Origin of the sequence: Pedomonas mirosovicensis, assembly GCF_022569295.1 — a bacterium.
GTDB lineage: Bacteria > Pseudomonadota > Alphaproteobacteria > Sphingomonadales > Sphingomonadaceae > Pedomonas > Pedomonas mirosovicensis.
In genome coordinates this window covers 890,250-904,485 of the sequence record NZ_JAKFIA010000001.1, presented here as the reverse complement: position 1 = coordinate 904,485, position 14,236 = coordinate 890,250, and the positions used below count along the sequence as shown (strand labels likewise).

At 67.5% G+C, this 14,236-nt stretch carries 11 protein-coding genes; 6 read left to right on the top strand and 5 right to left on the bottom strand.

The window, feature by feature from the left end; translation table 11 throughout:
* Positions 1-1,326, bottom strand: a complete 1,326-nt coding sequence (locus L0C21_RS04250) for an MFS transporter (RefSeq protein ID WP_310593350.1) — start codon at positions 1,324-1,326, stop codon at positions 1-3.
* Between the two features lie 214 nt (positions 1,327-1,540).
* Between L0C21_RS04250 and L0C21_RS04245 the strand changes: the two genes are divergently transcribed.
* Positions 1,541-2,017, top strand: coding sequence for a DUF6306 domain-containing protein (locus L0C21_RS04245; RefSeq protein ID WP_259277176.1), 477 nt, complete (start codon positions 1,541-1,543; stop codon positions 2,015-2,017).
* 4 nt (positions 2,018-2,021) lie between these two features.
* Here the strand turns inward: L0C21_RS04245 and cueR are convergent, their stop codons facing one another.
* The 3 genes from cueR to L0C21_RS04230 all read right to left on the bottom strand — a co-directional run bounded on the left by cueR (position 2,022) and on the right by L0C21_RS04230 (position 7,033).
* Positions 2,022-2,426: a Cu(I)-responsive transcriptional regulator gene (gene cueR / locus L0C21_RS04240; protein ID WP_259277175.1), complete on the bottom strand. Its 405-nt coding sequence runs from the start codon at positions 2,424-2,426 to the stop codon at positions 2,022-2,024.
* A gap of 153 nt (positions 2,427-2,579) precedes the next feature.
* Complete coding sequence (locus L0C21_RS04235) at positions 2,580-5,087, bottom strand: heavy metal translocating P-type ATPase (RefSeq protein ID WP_259277174.1); 2,508 nt, start codon at positions 5,085-5,087, stop codon at positions 2,580-2,582.
* Positions 5,088-5,179: 92 nt separating this feature from the next.
* Positions 5,180-7,033, bottom strand: coding sequence for an ATP-binding cassette domain-containing protein (locus tag L0C21_RS04230; protein WP_259277173.1), 1,854 nt, complete (start codon positions 7,031-7,033; stop codon positions 5,180-5,182).
* A 625-nt stretch (positions 7,034-7,658) separates the two neighbouring features.
* Between L0C21_RS04230 and L0C21_RS04225 the strand changes: the two genes are divergently transcribed.
* The 3 genes from L0C21_RS04225 (at position 7,659) to L0C21_RS04215 (ending at position 9,878) form a co-directional block, all read left to right on the top strand.
* Positions 7,659-8,894, top strand: a complete 1,236-nt coding sequence (locus L0C21_RS04225) for an EAL domain-containing response regulator (protein ID WP_259277172.1) — start codon at positions 7,659-7,661, stop codon at positions 8,892-8,894.
* Between the two features lie 84 nt (positions 8,895-8,978).
* Positions 8,979-9,557 carry a PadR family transcriptional regulator gene (locus L0C21_RS04220; RefSeq protein ID WP_259277171.1) on the top strand — a complete coding sequence of 193 codons (579 nt, stop codon included), beginning with the start codon at positions 8,979-8,981 and terminating at the stop codon, positions 9,555-9,557.
* Positions 9,558-9,560: 3 nt separating this feature from the next.
* On the top strand, positions 9,561-9,878 hold the full coding sequence (locus L0C21_RS04215; protein ID WP_259277170.1) for a DUF2218 domain-containing protein: 318 nt from the start codon (positions 9,561-9,563) through the stop codon (positions 9,876-9,878).
* A 306-nt stretch (positions 9,879-10,184) separates the two neighbouring features.
* On the opposite strand, the gene L0C21_RS04210 is transcribed toward L0C21_RS04215, so the two are convergent.
* Complete coding sequence (locus L0C21_RS04210; RefSeq protein ID WP_259277169.1) at positions 10,185-11,096, bottom strand: thymidylate synthase; 912 nt, start codon at positions 11,094-11,096, stop codon at positions 10,185-10,187.
* 185 nt (positions 11,097-11,281) lie between these two features.
* Between L0C21_RS04210 and L0C21_RS04205 the strand changes: the two genes are divergently transcribed.
* Both L0C21_RS04205 and L0C21_RS04200 read left to right on the top strand, forming a co-directional pair.
* On the top strand, positions 11,282-12,685 hold the full coding sequence (locus tag L0C21_RS04205; protein WP_259277168.1) for a glycosyltransferase: 1,404 nt from the start codon (positions 11,282-11,284) through the stop codon (positions 12,683-12,685).
* 8 nt (positions 12,686-12,693) lie between these two features.
* The gene (locus tag L0C21_RS04200) at positions 12,694-14,169 is read left to right on the top strand and encodes a hypothetical protein (protein WP_259277167.1); all 1,476 of its coding nucleotides are present in this window, start codon (positions 12,694-12,696) and stop codon (positions 14,167-14,169) included.
* Positions 14,170-14,236: the final 67 nt, after the last annotated feature.

Sequence of the window (14,236 nt, the reverse complement as noted above, 5' to 3'; positions counted from 1 at the left end):
TCAGCCTTCCGCTGTCCGCGTCAGCGGCACCATGGCGACGAAGCTGATGATGCCCGCTGCCGCCAGATAGAGGCCGACGTACCCCAGCCCGCCGTGACTGGCCAGCATCTGGGCAATCATGGGCGTCAGCGAGCCCCCTAAGATGCCGCCGAGGTTGAAGGTCATGGACGCGCCCGTGTAGCGCACCCGCGCCGGGAACAGGCTCGGCAGGAAGGCCCCCAGCGGGCCGTAAACCAGCCCCATCACCAAGAGCGCGAAGCTGAGATAAGCGAAAATCACTGCCAGCGAGCCGCTGCTGAGCGCCGGAGCCATCAGCAGCCCGGCCGGCACAGTGAGCACGCAGCCTGCCATCAATACCCGGCGGGGCGTCGAGAAGTCCGACCACACCCCCGCCAGTGCAATGCCTGCCGCCATGAACAGGATGGCCCCCAGCATCACCTGCAGGAAGACCTCGCGCCCGTAACCCAGCGTGGTCGTGCCGTAGCCGAGGATGAAGGCAGTGGAGAGATAGAAGAGCGCAAAGCAGGCAACGACCGCGAAGATGCCGCCCACCAGCGCGCGCGGGTGCTGGCGCATCACCACGGCCAGCGGCACGCGCTCGGGCGGCGCTTCCGCCAGCGCCCTGGCGAAGGCAGGCGTTTCGGCCAGGCGCGTCCGCACCCACAACCCCAGGAACACCAGCACCGAACTCAGGAGGAACGGCAGCCGCCAGCCCCACTGCACGAAGTCTTGCTTGGTGAGCATCAGCCCCAGCAGCAGGAACAGGCCGTTGGCGGCGATGAAACCCACCGGCGCGCCCAGTTGCGGGAACATGCCGAAGCGCCCCTTCCAGCCCTTGGGCGCATTCTCCACCGCCAGCAGCGCCGCGCCGCCCCATTCGCCGCCCAGTCCGAAGCCCTGGCCGAAGCGCATCAGGCACAGCAGCACGGGGGCCAGCCATCCGGCGGTCTCGTAGGTGGGCAGGAAGCCGATAGCGACGGTGGAGCCGCCCATGATGAGCAGCGAGGCAACGAGCGTCGACTTCCGCCCGATCTTGTCGCCGAAATGACCGAAGGCCACAGCCCCGATCGGCCGGGCGATGAAGGCGACGCCAAGGCTGGCATAGGCCGCCAGCAGTTGCAGCGACGGGTTGTGCGAGGGGAAGAACAGCGGCCCGAACACCAGCGCGGCGGCGGTGGCGTAGATGTAAAAATCGTAGAACTCGACCGCCGTGCCGGTGAGACTTGCGCCCAGCACCCGCTTTACCGAATTGACCGGCACATCCGCACCGGCCTGCGCCGCATGGTTTTCTGCCGTCACGCTCTCGCTCACGCCTGCTGCCGACATCCCTGTTTCCCCAAGTGTTAAGGCTCGTGAGCCTTGACCCCTCAGGCTCCTGCGGTCAAGCCCGCGTGTGCACGATCTTGTCCTCCAGAGGCTGGAGAGGAGCAGATACAGGCGCCACCCCGCCTCTTTCCGCAATTCTGTTTCGTGGCAAAGAGGCGAGGAGAGGCCTATACTCCTTCAGACATCCGCTCCGAACGATCGCGGAGGCGCGACCATGACCGACAAACCTTCCTCCCCCGTCTGCTACGCCGCCGAGGCGGACGACGCCTACATGGGGTATGCCAGCCGGGACGAGCTGATCGCCGCGCTCAACGAGCTTCTGGAGGCCGAGCGCGCCGGGGCCTATGTCTCCCGCGCCTCGATGCGCGATGCCGCGCCGGGCATGGCGCCACTTCTGAAATCAATCGCGGCGGATGAAGCCCGCTGGTGCGCCATGCTGTCTGCCCAGATCAGGCGGCTGGCCGCCACGCCATCTCGCAAGCGCGGCGCGTTCGCCGAAAAGGCCATGGCCATCGCCGACCCGCACGAGCGGCTCGTGTTTCTCAATCGCGGCCAGAATTGGGTGGTCCGCAAGCTGGCTGAGCTGATGCCGAAGGTGCGCGACGACACGTTGCATGCTGCCCTGCGCGAAATGTCGCAAAGCCATGTCCATAACATCGAAGCCGCCAGCCAATTCATGGAGGCGCGCTGACGCCTCACGCCTCTTCGCAGCAGCCGCCCGCCAGATCCTCTAGAATGGGGCAATCCGGCCGGGTGTCGCCGTGGCAGTGGGAGGCCAGATGCAGGAGCGTGCGGCGCATGGCCTCCAGCGCCTCGGCCTTGCGGCGCAGCTCCTCCGCCCGCGCCAGCGCCAAGGCCTTCACGTCGGCGCTTGCCCGCCCCGTGTCCTGCCACAGCGCCAGCAGCTGGCCGATCTCCTCGATGGAAAAGCCCAGATCCCGCGCCCGGCGAATGAACGTCAGCCGATGCACGTCCGCCTCGCTGTAGTCCCGATAGCCGGACTCCCGCCGCGCCGCCTTCGGAATGAGCCCGATCTCCTCATAGTGGCGGATCATTCGCTGCGACACGCCCGATGCCTTCGATGCCTGCCCGATGTTCATGGTTCACCTGTCTGTATGTCTTTATTCGCAAAAGGGGGCTCGCCCCCTTTGCAATTCCCCTTCTTTTCATAGGGCGCGCCCTTCATCCCGCGCACGGCCCGAAAAACGAACAGGGGGTTGCAGGGAGGTTAAAAGCCCCCCCTGCATAGCTTCCTAATTCCCGCTCCCCGCCCCCGGCTGCCACCGACGCAGCGAGAGGGCATTGAGCATAACACTGACGCTGGAGAGGGCCATGGCTGCGCCGGCGATCACCGGGCTCAACCAGCCGACAGCCGCCAGCGGAATGCCGATGACGTTGTAGGCAAACGCCCAGAACAGCCCCTGGCGGATTTTACCATAGGTGCGGCGCGAGATACTAAGCGCGTCCGCCACCAGGCGCGGGTCGCCGCGCATCAGGGTGATGCCCGCCGCTTCCATGGCAACGTCCGTGCCCGAGCCCATGGCAAGGCCAACGTCCGCCGCAGCGAGCGCCGGGGCATCGTTGATGCCGTCGCCCACCATGGCGAGCGTGCGGCCTTCTGCTTTCAGGCGGGCGACCACCTCGGCCTTGCCTTCGGGGAGCACCCCGGCGATCACCGCGTCCAGCCCCAGCTTGCGGGCGGCGGCCTCGCCTGCGGCCTGCGAATCCCCGGTCAGCAGCACGGTACGGATGCCCGCGCGCTTGAGCCCAGCGATGGCCTCGAAGGCGCTCGGCTTCAGCGCGTCGCCGAAGGCGAGCAGCGCCAGCAGGCGGGGCTGTTCGTCCACCTCCGCCAGCCAGCTAACGGTGCGTCCCTCGCCCGCCAGCCGTTCGGCATCAGGCGTGAGCGGGGAGACATCCACGCCTTCCTCCGCCATCAGCCGCTGGCTGCCGAGTCGCAAGTCTCGCCCCTCGACCCTTCCTGCCACGCCGCGCCCCGGCAGGGCGCGCACCTGCTGCGCCTGCGGCAAGGCAAGGCCCTGCTCGCCCGCCGCCGTCACCACCGCGCGGGCCAGCGGATGTTCACTGCCTTGCTGTATGCCGGCCGCCAGTCGCAACGCCTCCGCTTGGTCAACGCCTTCAACCGGAACCAGCGCCGCCAGAGCGGGCCTGCCTTCGGTTAGCGTCCCGGTCTTGTCGAACAGCACCGTGTCCACCCGGTGCGCCACTTCCAGCGCTTCCGCGTCCTTGATGAGCACGCCCGCCCGCGCCGCGCGGCCGGTGCCCACCATCACTGCTGCAGGCGTCGCCAGACCCAGCGCGCAAGGGCAGGCGATCACCAGCACGGCAACGGCGTTGAGAATCGCCGTCTCGGCGCTCGCGCCTGTCAGCAACCAGCCAAGGAGGGTCAGCAGCGCAATGCCCAGCACCACGGGCACGAAGATGGCGCTCACCCGGTCCACCATGCGCTGCACCGGGGGTTTGGCTCCTTGCGCCTCCTCCACCAGCCGCACGACGCGCGACAACATGGTCTCCGCGCCCACGGCCGTTACATCCACCAGCACCCGGCCTTCGCCATTGATGGCGCCACCGGCCACCTTGTCGCCAGGGGCCTTCTCCACCGGCAGGCTTTCGCCCGTCAGCAGGCTTTCATCCGCCGTGGTCGCGCCCTCGATGATGATGCCGTCCACCGGAAACCGCTCGCCGGGGCGCACCTCCACGAGGGTGCCCACGCGCACCTCGCCCACCGGCACGTCCCGCACCTGCCCATCCGGGCCTATCACCCGCGCTGTTGCCGGGCGAAGGGACGCCAGCGCGCGAATGGCCGCGCCCGCCTGCCGCTTGGCCCGGCCTTCCAGCCACTTGCCGAGCAGCACCAGCGCAATGACAACCGCCGAGGCCTCGAAATAGAGCGGCGCGCCGGACCCAACCGCCAGCAGGTGATAGGCGCTCAGCCCCCACGCCGCCGAGGTGCCGATGGCCACCAGCAGATCCATGTTGCCGGTGCCTGCCCGTGCTGCCTTCCAGCCTGCCCGGTAGAACCGCGCGCCGAGCATGAACTGCACGATGCTGGCGATTCCCAGCTGCGCCCAGCCGTTCAGCATCCAGTGGATGCCAAGCGGCTCCAGAACCATGGGCAGCACCAGCGGGGCCGCCAGCACGAAGGCGAGCGCCACCCGCCAGCCTTCCCGCCGCGCCGCCGTTTCGCGGGCCATCTGCCGCGCCGCTTCCGCCGCAGCGGCATCTTCCACCACAGCGCCGGGGGCGGCCCGGTAGCCCGCCTCATGCACCGCGGCCACCAGCACGGCGGTGGAAACGCCGGGCTGCGCCGTCACCCGCGCGGTCTCGGCGGCGAGATTGACGGAAGCCTCCACCACGCCCGGCACGCCCTTCAGCGCCTTTTCCACCCGGCTCACGCAGGAGGCGCAGGTCATGCCGCCAATCTCAAGGGTGAGGGTTTGCGCGTTCGACGCTGCGGCCGCCGGAGCTTCCGCCACCGGGGCGCTGTGATGCGGTTCCTCGCTATTTAGTTCTTCTGGAGCAACCGTGGCGCGATACCCCGCCTCCGTCACCGCCGCCGCCAGCGCGTCCGGCTCCAGCCCCGCGCCCTGCGCCGCCGCCGTCTTGGCCGCCAGGTCCACCGCGACATCCACGACGCCGGGCAGCGCCCGCAGCGTGCGCTCCACCTTGCGGGCGCAGCCGCCGCAGGTCATGCCCTCCACATGCAGGCGTACCGTCTCGCTCGCTGCCACTTCGCCCATGTTCCGCTCCTTGACGCTGACACTTCGGGAATGGCCTGCACCATCCACCTTCACATCATGTCAGAGTCAAGCGCGGTTCATTCAACTCCCCCTCACCCTGCCGCCGCGCCCTTTTTGTGGCCGCGCTGCTGGGCTTTCCACAGCTCGGCGTAGGCTCCGCCGGTGGCAAGCAGCCCGGCGTGGGTGCCGGTTTCGATCACCCGCCCGTGCTCCAGCACCACGATCTGATCGGCGTGGACCACGGTCGAGAGGCGGTGGGCGATGATGAGAGTGGTGGTGCCGCGGGAAACCTCCATCAGGTTCCGCAGGATCTCCCGTTCGGTGCGGGTATCGAGGGCCGAGGTGGCCTCATCGAAGATGAAGATGCGCGGCCGGCGCAGAATAGCCCGCGCGATGGCGATGCGTTGGCGCTCGCCGCCCGAAAGCTTCACGCCCCGCTCGCCGACGATGGTTTCATAGCCCTGTGGCTGGCGGAGGATGAAATCGTGGATGCGCGCGGCCTTTGCCGCCGACTCGATCTCTTCCCGTGAGCAGCCGGGCCGCCCCACGCCGATGTTGAAGGCGAGCGTCTGGTTGAACAGCACCGTATCCTGCGGCACCACGGCAACGAGCGAGCGCAGGGCATCGAGCGGCAGGGAGGCGATATCGACGCCATCGAGCAGGATGCGGCCGCCATCCGGCTCCACCAGCCGGGCGAGCAGGCGCACCAGCGATGACTTGCCCGCCCCGCTGCCGCCGACGATGCCCACCGTCCTGCCCGGCTCCACCTTGAAGCTCACGTCAGCAAGCGTCTGCCGCTCGGGACCGTAGGCGAAGGAGACCCTCTCGAACGTCAGCGCCCCGCCGCCCTGCGGGGCCTTGGCCTGCACGGGCAGGCCCTTGGCAAAGGCGGCCACATCCTCGGTCGGCTCGGCCAGCAGGCCCACCATCTTCTGGGTGAAGGTGACGCCATAGATCATCTGCGAGAACGCCATGCCCAGCGCTTCCAGGGGCTTCACGATCTGGAGCATGTAGGCGTTGATGAGCACGAAGTCGCCCACGGTCATGGCGCCCGTGCTCACCTGCTGGAGCGCAGCCAGGAGCGCCGCGCCGAAGGAAAGCACGAAGGTCGCAGCCACCATTGCGCCGTTCTCCGCCTTGCGGCGGTAATAGAGCCCCCATACTCCTTCGGCCGTTTTCAGCACGCCGTCGTAGCGCTGCTGGGTCAACTCCTCAGCGGTGCAGAACTTCACGGTTTCGTAGTTGAGCATGGTGTCGGTGAGGATGGCGTAGGCCTCCACCTCCGCCGAGGAGACCTGCCGGCCCGCATCGGCCAGCCGCGCCGCGCCCACCAGGAACACGACGATATAGGCGACGGACGCCGCCGCCAGGATCAGCGTGAACTGCGGTGGATAGAGGGCAGCCAGCACCCACACCGACAAGCCGATCTGGAACAGCACTGGCGCGATGGAGAGCACCAGTTGTTGCAGAATCAGCCGGTAGCCGGTCAGCGCGTTGGCGAGGATCTGGCTGACGCCGCCGGTCTGCCGGTTGAGATGAAACCGCAGCGGCAGGCGCAGGATGTGATCGAGAATCCGCCCGCTCATGGAGCGGCGCAGGCGCTGGTCCGCCTTGCCGTTGAGGAGGGACTGGATCTCCGCCACCACCGTCGCCATGGCCTGGGAGATGACATAGAGCGCCACCAGCCCCACCGGCCCGACCCACCCGCCAAGCTGCGCCAGCGCCGGGGGCGTGGTGCCCGTCGTATCAGCCTCGCCAGACAGGCCATCCACCAACAGTTTCAGCAGCACCGGCGAGACGCTGGCCGCCGCCGCGCCCAGCAGCACGAAGCTGGCGGCCAGCGTGAACAGCAGCTTCACCCGCCTGTCGGCTGCCTCCCAGGCGAAGGCGAGCGCCTGCCGCATGGTGCCGAGATTGTCCTTGAGCAGACGCCCTAAGCCGCCCATTCGTCGCTCCCTTGGGGCTACCTCTTCCAGCGCATCGACGCGCCGCGTCCGTCAGTCTAGGCGGCCCTGGCCAGCGTCTTTCGTCTATATTGCAGTTATTTTCGGCTCGATTCTGGCAGCGGCGCGAGTCTTGCCCCCCGGCAGAACATCGCCAGCCAAGCCCAAGGGACGCCATCCATTCCTGCCCCCCTGGGTTTGCGAATTTTTGCGGCAGAAAGGCAGCCTTGAGGCAGGCTCTGCACAAATATTAATCAATGATTTTTATTGCACATAACTTGTGCAACAGCTATACAGTGCGTGTAGCGCTTCTCTTCTGAGGGCGCCGCATCTCCCCACCGGCGCTTCGGCCAGATTTGCCGGAAGCCGGACGAAGACCCACTGAAGCCGCCGCTTCGCCTGTCACCTCCCCGATAGACGAAGCGGCGGATTTTTTTATTCATTTTCCGGCTGGCCGCCCGGCATCACCGCCTTGGCGTAAAAACCGGCTAGGGCACGGGAACGGACCGCCCCGTTGTTCGCTCGTCCTTGTCGGGAAATTTCCAACCACGCCCCGGCATCAATCGAGGGCCGGAAGGTCATGGCTTGGCACATCCCGCCGCCCCCTCCGGGAGGAGCTTGCCGCCTCATGGGCCTGCGGAACGCCAACGAATCAAAGCCTGCCCCAACCGACCCGGCCAGCGCCGGCGAGACGATGCCGCGCATTCTCATTCTGGATGACGATCCGGATGTCTGCGCCGAACTGGCCAGCCTGCTCAGCGACCGCGGCTATGACGTCCGCTGGCTGACCGACCCTCACAAGCTGGAAACGCTTGAGACCTTCCATCCCGATATTCTCATCCTCGACCTTGGGATGCCCTCACGCGACGGTTTCGAGATTATCGGCCATCTGCCCGAGCATTTCCTGAACGCCCAGCTCATCATCGCCAGCGGCCATGATTCCCGCATCATCCAGGCCGCCGCCCGCCGCGCCGAAACACGCGGCGTCCGCGTGCTGGGCACCCTGCGGAAGCCCTATCCGCCCGGCACCCTGCTGGCCCTGCTCCGCTCGTACACCGCGCCCGCGCCAGCCGCCGCCGCGCCGGCTGCCCCGGCAGCGCGCTCCGGCGGACGGGTTGCGGAACTGCTGGACCCCGAAAACCTCGAAGCCTCGGTCACCGTGGCCTTTCAGGAGAAGCGCAACCTCGGCACCGAGAGCATCCATGGCTACGAGGCCCTGCTCCGCAGCCAGATCCCCGGCTATTCCAACCCGGAGCTCTTCTTCCAGCACGATGTCCCGCTTGAGCTGCAAATCGCCATCACCAACCTGGTCATTCGCAAGACCCTATCGGCGGCGCACCACCTCCCCGGCACGGCGGCGAACAATGGCGGGCTTATTTCGGTCAACTGCACGCCCGATATCCTGTGCCACCCGCATTTCATGACGCAGGTGGAGAAACTGCTGACCGCCGAGCCGGATGTCACCCGCGTCCTCGGCATTGAAATCACCGAGCACAACACGCTGGAAACCGCCGAGGAGATCATCTCGGCGGCCGGGCGGCTTTCCGTGCGCGGCTTTCAGATCGCGCTCGATGATTTTGGCATCGGCATCAACAACTTCGACTCGCTGCTCAACCTGCATTGCGAGGAAGTGAAGATGGACAAGAAGATCTTCTGGCAGTTCTTCTCCAACCGCTCGACCGACAGCATCATCCGCGAGGTCATCAAGTTCTGCCACGAACGCAACATCCGGGTCACCATCGAGGGCATCGAGACCCGCGAACACATGGCCTACGCCCAGGACCTCGGCGCGGACTACGGCCAAGGCTTCCTCTGGGGCCGCCCCGCGCCGCTGGCGCCAACCACTCCGGCCGCCATGCACTGATCGCCCCGCACTGCGCTCAGGAGCCTCCTTGACAAGAGTGTTTTAAGATATATCTTAGACCCATCTTAAAGCACAGGAGACCCCATGCACCCCTTCCATCATTTCCGTCGCTTCGCCTTCGGCCATCCGCACGGCGGGCGTCACGGCGGCGGTCCCTTCGGCGGCCATGAAGGCGGCCCCGGCGGGCGTCACGGCGGCGGCCGCAGGCGCGTTTTCAACGCCAACGAGCTGCGCCTGATCCTGCTCAAGCTCATCGAGGACCAACCCCGCCACGGCTATGACCTCATCCGCGAGATCGAAACCCGCTCCTCCGGCGCCTATGCCCCCAGCCCCGGCGTGGTCTACCCCGCCATGTCGCTGATGATCGACATGGGCCTCGCCCGCGGGCAGGAAACCGACGATGCCCGCCGCCAGCTGGCGATCACCGACGCCGGGCGCGCCTTCCTTGCCGAGCATGCCGAGGATGTGGCGGCGCTGCAAAGCCGGCTCCAGGCCCTGGCGGAAGTCGGCCAGCGCACCGACTCCGGCCCCGTGCGCCGCGCCATGCACAACCTGAAGGCCGTGCTTCAGGATCGCCTGTCCCAGCCGGACGTGGACCGGGAAAAACTGCTGAAGGCGGCCGCCCTCATCGATGAGGCCGCCAGCCAGATTGAAAGACTCTGATTGATGACCCAACCCGCAGAACAGGCCGCCGCCCCGGTTCGGCAGACCGGCCGGGCTGCCACCGCCAACGGCGGCAAGTACATTCGCCAGCTGTGCAAGCACTGGAGCCATAAGTTCCAGGTGGAAGAGGGCGAGAACAGCGGCACCGTCCACCTGCCCGTCGCCGTTGCCCGCATGTCGGCCAGCGACGGCCAGCTCACCGTCACGCTGGAAACGGGCGACGCCGCCACGCTGGAGCGCATGAAAACCGTGGTCGCAGAACACCTCGATCGCTTCGCCTTCCGCGAAGCCCCGCTGCCCTTCACCTGGTCAGCCGAGTAAGCACGCGCGCGCCAGAAGTTTGTTTTTTCAAGGATTTGTTTTTGCTTTGCAGAGGGACTAGTCCCTCTGCACTCCCATCCGTTTGACGGGACCGCGGCTCAGGCGATCGCTGGAAGGCATCGCACGGTCAGCGCGACCCCATAGAGCCACTTTCGAGCAGGGCGGAACACCCTGCGATTAAGAAAGTGCGACCACAAAAAGAACTTAAGAAGCCTCCGATCTGATGCGATCAGATCGGAGGCTTTAAAAAACGAAAAGGGGGTCGCCGGGGAATTAAGAATCCCCCTGCAAAAATCACCCCGGAAATCACACCGCCACGGCGGCGCGCAGCGGCGGGTGGGGGTCATAGCCTTCCACCGCGAAGTCCTCGAAGGCGTAGCCGTCGATGCTGTCCGGGCGGCGCAGGATTTTCAGCTGCGGGAACGGGCGGGGCTCGCGGCGCATCTGCTCGCGCGCCTGGTCCTCCGCGTTGCTGTAGAGGTGCACATCCCCGCCGAACCACACGAGGTTGCCCACGCTGAGGTCGCACTGCTGGGCGATCATGTGGGTGAGGAGCGCCGCCTCGAACAGGTTGAACGGCACGCCGAGGAAGATGTCCGCCGAGCGCTGATAAAGCGCGCAGCTGAGGCGCGGCCGCGCGCCGTTCTGCGCGCTGCTGACGTGAAACTGGTAGGTCATGTGGCAGGGCGGCAGGGCCATGCCTTCGAGTTCGGCAACGTTCCAGCCGGTGAACAGCAGCCGGCGGCTGGCCGGGTTGGCGCGAATATCGCGGATCAGCGTCTTGATCTGGTCGTGCTCGCGCCCGTCCGGCCCCTGCCAGCGCCGCCATTGCTTGCCGTACACCGGACCAAGGTCTCCCCACTCTTTCGCGAACGCCTCGTCCTCAACGATGCGCTTCTCGAAATCGGTCTGGGAAATCTCCTCGCCCGTCTCGCGGCGGTACTTGGCCAGCGGCCAATCGGTCCAGATCTTCACATTCTGCGCGACCAGCGGGCGGATGTTGGTGTCCCCGGTCAGGAACCACAGCATCTCCTTGACGGCGGGCTTCCAGAACACCTGCTTGGTGGTGAGCAGCGGCAGGCCCTGCGCGAGGTCGAACCGCAGCACCTCGCCGAACAGGCTGCGGGTGCCGACCCCCGTGCGGTCCATGCGGCAGTCGCCCTCTTCCAGCAGCCGCCGCAGAAGGTCGAGATACTGCATTTCGGGATGAGAACTCATAAGGCCGCCTGCTCCGCCACGCGTCGTTTCCTTTGGGAATAGTTGGGCCGTACGGCGCTGGCAAGGGCATGGGGTCCCGCCCGGCGCTCAGCTTTCGATATTCGACTACGGCCGCGTTGTGAGCGCCGGTTTTATCGAATTATAAAAATTTCCAACAAAAAGAACCGTGCCAAACGGAGACGCACATGGCCACGCTCCTGATGGATGCCATTGCCGTATACCTTGCGTTTTTCAAACAGCTGCTCCCTCTCGTCGCCATCTGCATCTTCCTGTGCAACCTGGATGAGTTGGTCATCGATGGGCTCTACCTGCGCCTCCGGCTGTCCGAGTGGCTGGGCAGGGGTCATCGCCAGCGCCTCACCGCCGAGGATCTGGTCACGCCGGACGCAGGCTGGATCGCCATTTTCGTGCCTGCGCTGCGCGAGGCGAACGTCATCGGCCACATGCTGCGCCGCGCGCTGCGAACGCTCGACTACCCCCGCTACCGCATCCTCGTAGGCACCTATCCGGACGATCCGGCCACCCAGGCCGCCGTGCGGGCCGTGGCGGCGGAGGATGACCGGGTCATCTGCATCGTGGGCGACAAGCCGAGCAAGGGCAGCAGCAAGGGCGCCAATCTGAACGTCCTTTACGACGCCATGCTCGCGCTGGAGCGCGCGGGGCATCCGCCGTTCAAGGCCGTGGCGCTGCACGATGCGGAGGACGTGGTGCACCGCATGGAGCTTCATGTCTTCAACCGGTTCGTTCCGGAGAAGGCGCTGGTGCAGCTGCCGGTGGTGCCGTTGGCGCACACGGGCATTCGCTGGTGGGGCCACACCTATCTTGATGAGTTCGCCGAGGCCCACGCGCGCGACATGGTGGTGCGCGACCGGGTTGGCGCGAGCCTGCCGAGCGCGGGCGTGGGCTGCGCCTTCTCCCGCCCGGCGCTGGCGGCAGCGGCGCGGGAGAATGGCGGCCGCCCCTTTCGCCCGCAGGCCAAGACGGAGGACTATGAGCTTGGCATCAGCCTGGGGCTGAAGGGCTTCCCCGCCGCCATGGTCCGCATCCGCGCCTCGCGCAGCGACCCCCGGTGCGTTGCCACCCGCGGCTATTTCCCCAACCGCTTTCGCGATGCCGTTCTCCAGCGCAGCCGCTGGCTGCTGGGCATCACGCTCGCCAGCTGGCGGCGCTTCGGCTGGTCCGGCCGTCTGGTTGACCGCTACATGCTGCTGCGCGACCGCAAGGCGCTGCCCTGCGCCTTTCTCAACGCCCTTGCCCTTGGCTTGCTCATCCAGCTGAGCCTCCTGTGGCTGTGCGCCCGAATGTTCGGCTGGCAGGGCTATGCGCTGCTGGTGGAGCCCGGCGGCCTGACGGAGCGCCTGCTTGCCATCAACCTCGGCATTCTTGGCTGGCGAATGCTGATGCGGGCGGTCTTCACCGGCCGGGACCACGGATTGCGCGAGGGCTTGCAGTCCGCGCCCCGTTTCCTCTTTGCCATCATCATTCAAGTGGCCGCCGCCGCCCGGGCCGTTTGCGACGACCTGCGGGAGTGGTTGACCGGCAAGCCGACAGACTGGCGCAAGACCATCCACTTTTACCCGGCGGAGTGAGCCCCTCGATGGTCGCATTCACGCCCGGCCGGACGGCCCTGCTGAGCCCTGCCCTCCTCTGCCTGTGGGGCGCGCAGCAGAGGCAGGCGTTCCTTGAGGATGTCGCCGTCTTTCGCGCCCATGCCCTCGGCTTCCGCCAAGCCGCCCCCGTCTCACCCGGCCTGGCCGCCGCCTCGGCCCCGCCCCGCCAGCGCGCGCCGGCTGGCGGGCCCGGCAGGCCCATCGTGCGCCTCGCCCTGCCTGGCGAGTCGGACGTGCCGCCAGCCTATTCCACCGATTCCATTATCCCGCTCGTCTATCGCAGGAAGCCGGGGGACCGGGACGCACCTGACGCGCTTCTCCTCCCCCCGCCCGCCTTCGACAACAGGTCGCTCATGGCCCTTTCCTGGCCAGCGCCGGGCGGCGCGGCGGCTGTTCCTGCCTTTACCGTGGCGGACATCGCCCCCGCCGCCGGGGCGGCGGTGCCGCTGACCCTGCCGGCCTTCCCCGCTCCATCCCGGCCCCGGCCCGCCCAGCCTGCCTCTGCCGCGAACGATAGCAACGCAAGCGATGCCGCCACCGCCGCCTATGCCGCCCTTGCGGCGGGCGAGACGGAACGGGCCGTCATCCTGTTCCGGCAGGCCCTGGATGCCGCGCCCAATGGTCAGCTTGCGGCGGACCTGGCCTATGCCGCCCTCCGGCTGGGGCGTCGGCGGGAAGCGGCAGCGGCGTTTCACACCGCCCTTCGCCTCGGCGCGCCAACGCCTGCCGCACAGCGGCAGTGGCAGCAGGACGCCGCCCGCCTGAACCGGAAATTCTCCGCGCAGGGCTATGCCTTCTTCCGCAAGGATAGAGGCGGCCCCTCCTTCGCGCCGGTCGGCGTCGCGGCGCTCGGCCAGTCCCAATCCGCGCTGGCGGTCCATTACCGGCCCGAGCCCCTGGCCGAACGGCCGCTGGTGCTGCAGGCCCGCCTGCTCACCGCGCATGACCAGCGCAACGGCATGCCACAGCGGCGCACCACGCAGGCAACGGCGGGGCTCGGCTGGGTCGTGCTGCCCGCCATCGGCGGCACACTGGCGGCCGAGCGCTGGATCGGGCTGGGCAGGGAGGCCCGCGACGCCTTTGCCGTGCGCCTCTATGGCGGCTATGGGGAAGGCTATGGTCCCGCCCGCCCCGGCGCGCCCGTGTGGCCGCACTGGTCGCTGTTCGGCGAGGCGGCAATGGTGGGCGCGCGGCGGCGCGACCTGTTCGCCGGCGGCGAGGCGCGGGCCGGCTATGGCCTTGCCCTTGGGGAGGATGCCCGCGCCACCCTGACCGCCGCGCTGTGGGGCATGGTGCAGCACGACGACCGGACCCGTCACCGGCTGGAGGCCGGGCCAAGCGTCGGCGTCGAGTCGCGCCTCGGCCCCATCCCTCTCCACCTGCGGCTTGATTACCGCCTGCCTCTGTCCGCCACGCCTGAGAGCGGCCACAGCCTTGCTCTCACCGTTGCGGCGGGTTTTTGACCGGGTTTTTCACTCATTCCGTTCAGCTTGGTTTCATCATTGATCTGCAACGATGCGCGCCAAGCCC

What these genes read in the sequence shown, in the direction of transcription:
- L0C21_RS04250 (WP_310593350.1), bottom strand. Translation starts at nt 1,326, where the DNA reads ATGTCGGCAGCAGGCGTGAGCGAGAGCGTGACGGCAGAAAACCATGCG.
- L0C21_RS04245 (WP_259277176.1), top strand. Translation starts at nt 1,541, where the DNA reads ATGACCGACAAACCTTCCTCCCCCGTCTGCTACGCCGCCGAGGCGGAC.
- cueR (WP_259277175.1), bottom strand. Translation starts at nt 2,426, where the DNA reads ATGAACATCGGGCAGGCATCGAAGGCATCGGGCGTGTCGCAGCGAATG.
- L0C21_RS04235 (WP_259277174.1), bottom strand. Translation starts at nt 5,087, where the DNA reads ATGGGCGAAGTGGCAGCGAGCGAGACGGTACGCCTGCATGTGGAGGGC.
- L0C21_RS04230 (WP_259277173.1), bottom strand. Translation starts at nt 7,033, where the DNA reads ATGGGCGGCTTAGGGCGTCTGCTCAAGGACAATCTCGGCACCATGCGG.
- L0C21_RS04225 (WP_259277172.1), top strand. Translation starts at nt 7,659, where the DNA reads ATGGGCCTGCGGAACGCCAACGAATCAAAGCCTGCCCCAACCGACCCG.
- L0C21_RS04220 (WP_259277171.1), top strand. Translation starts at nt 8,979, where the DNA reads ATGCACCCCTTCCATCATTTCCGTCGCTTCGCCTTCGGCCATCCGCAC.
- L0C21_RS04215 (WP_259277170.1), top strand. Translation starts at nt 9,561, where the DNA reads ATGACCCAACCCGCAGAACAGGCCGCCGCCCCGGTTCGGCAGACCGGC.
- L0C21_RS04210 (WP_259277169.1), bottom strand. Translation starts at nt 11,096, where the DNA reads ATGAGTTCTCATCCCGAAATGCAGTATCTCGACCTTCTGCGGCGGCTG.
- L0C21_RS04205 (WP_259277168.1), top strand. Translation starts at nt 11,282, where the DNA reads ATGGCCACGCTCCTGATGGATGCCATTGCCGTATACCTTGCGTTTTTC.
- L0C21_RS04200 (WP_259277167.1), top strand. Translation starts at nt 12,694, where the DNA reads ATGGTCGCATTCACGCCCGGCCGGACGGCCCTGCTGAGCCCTGCCCTC.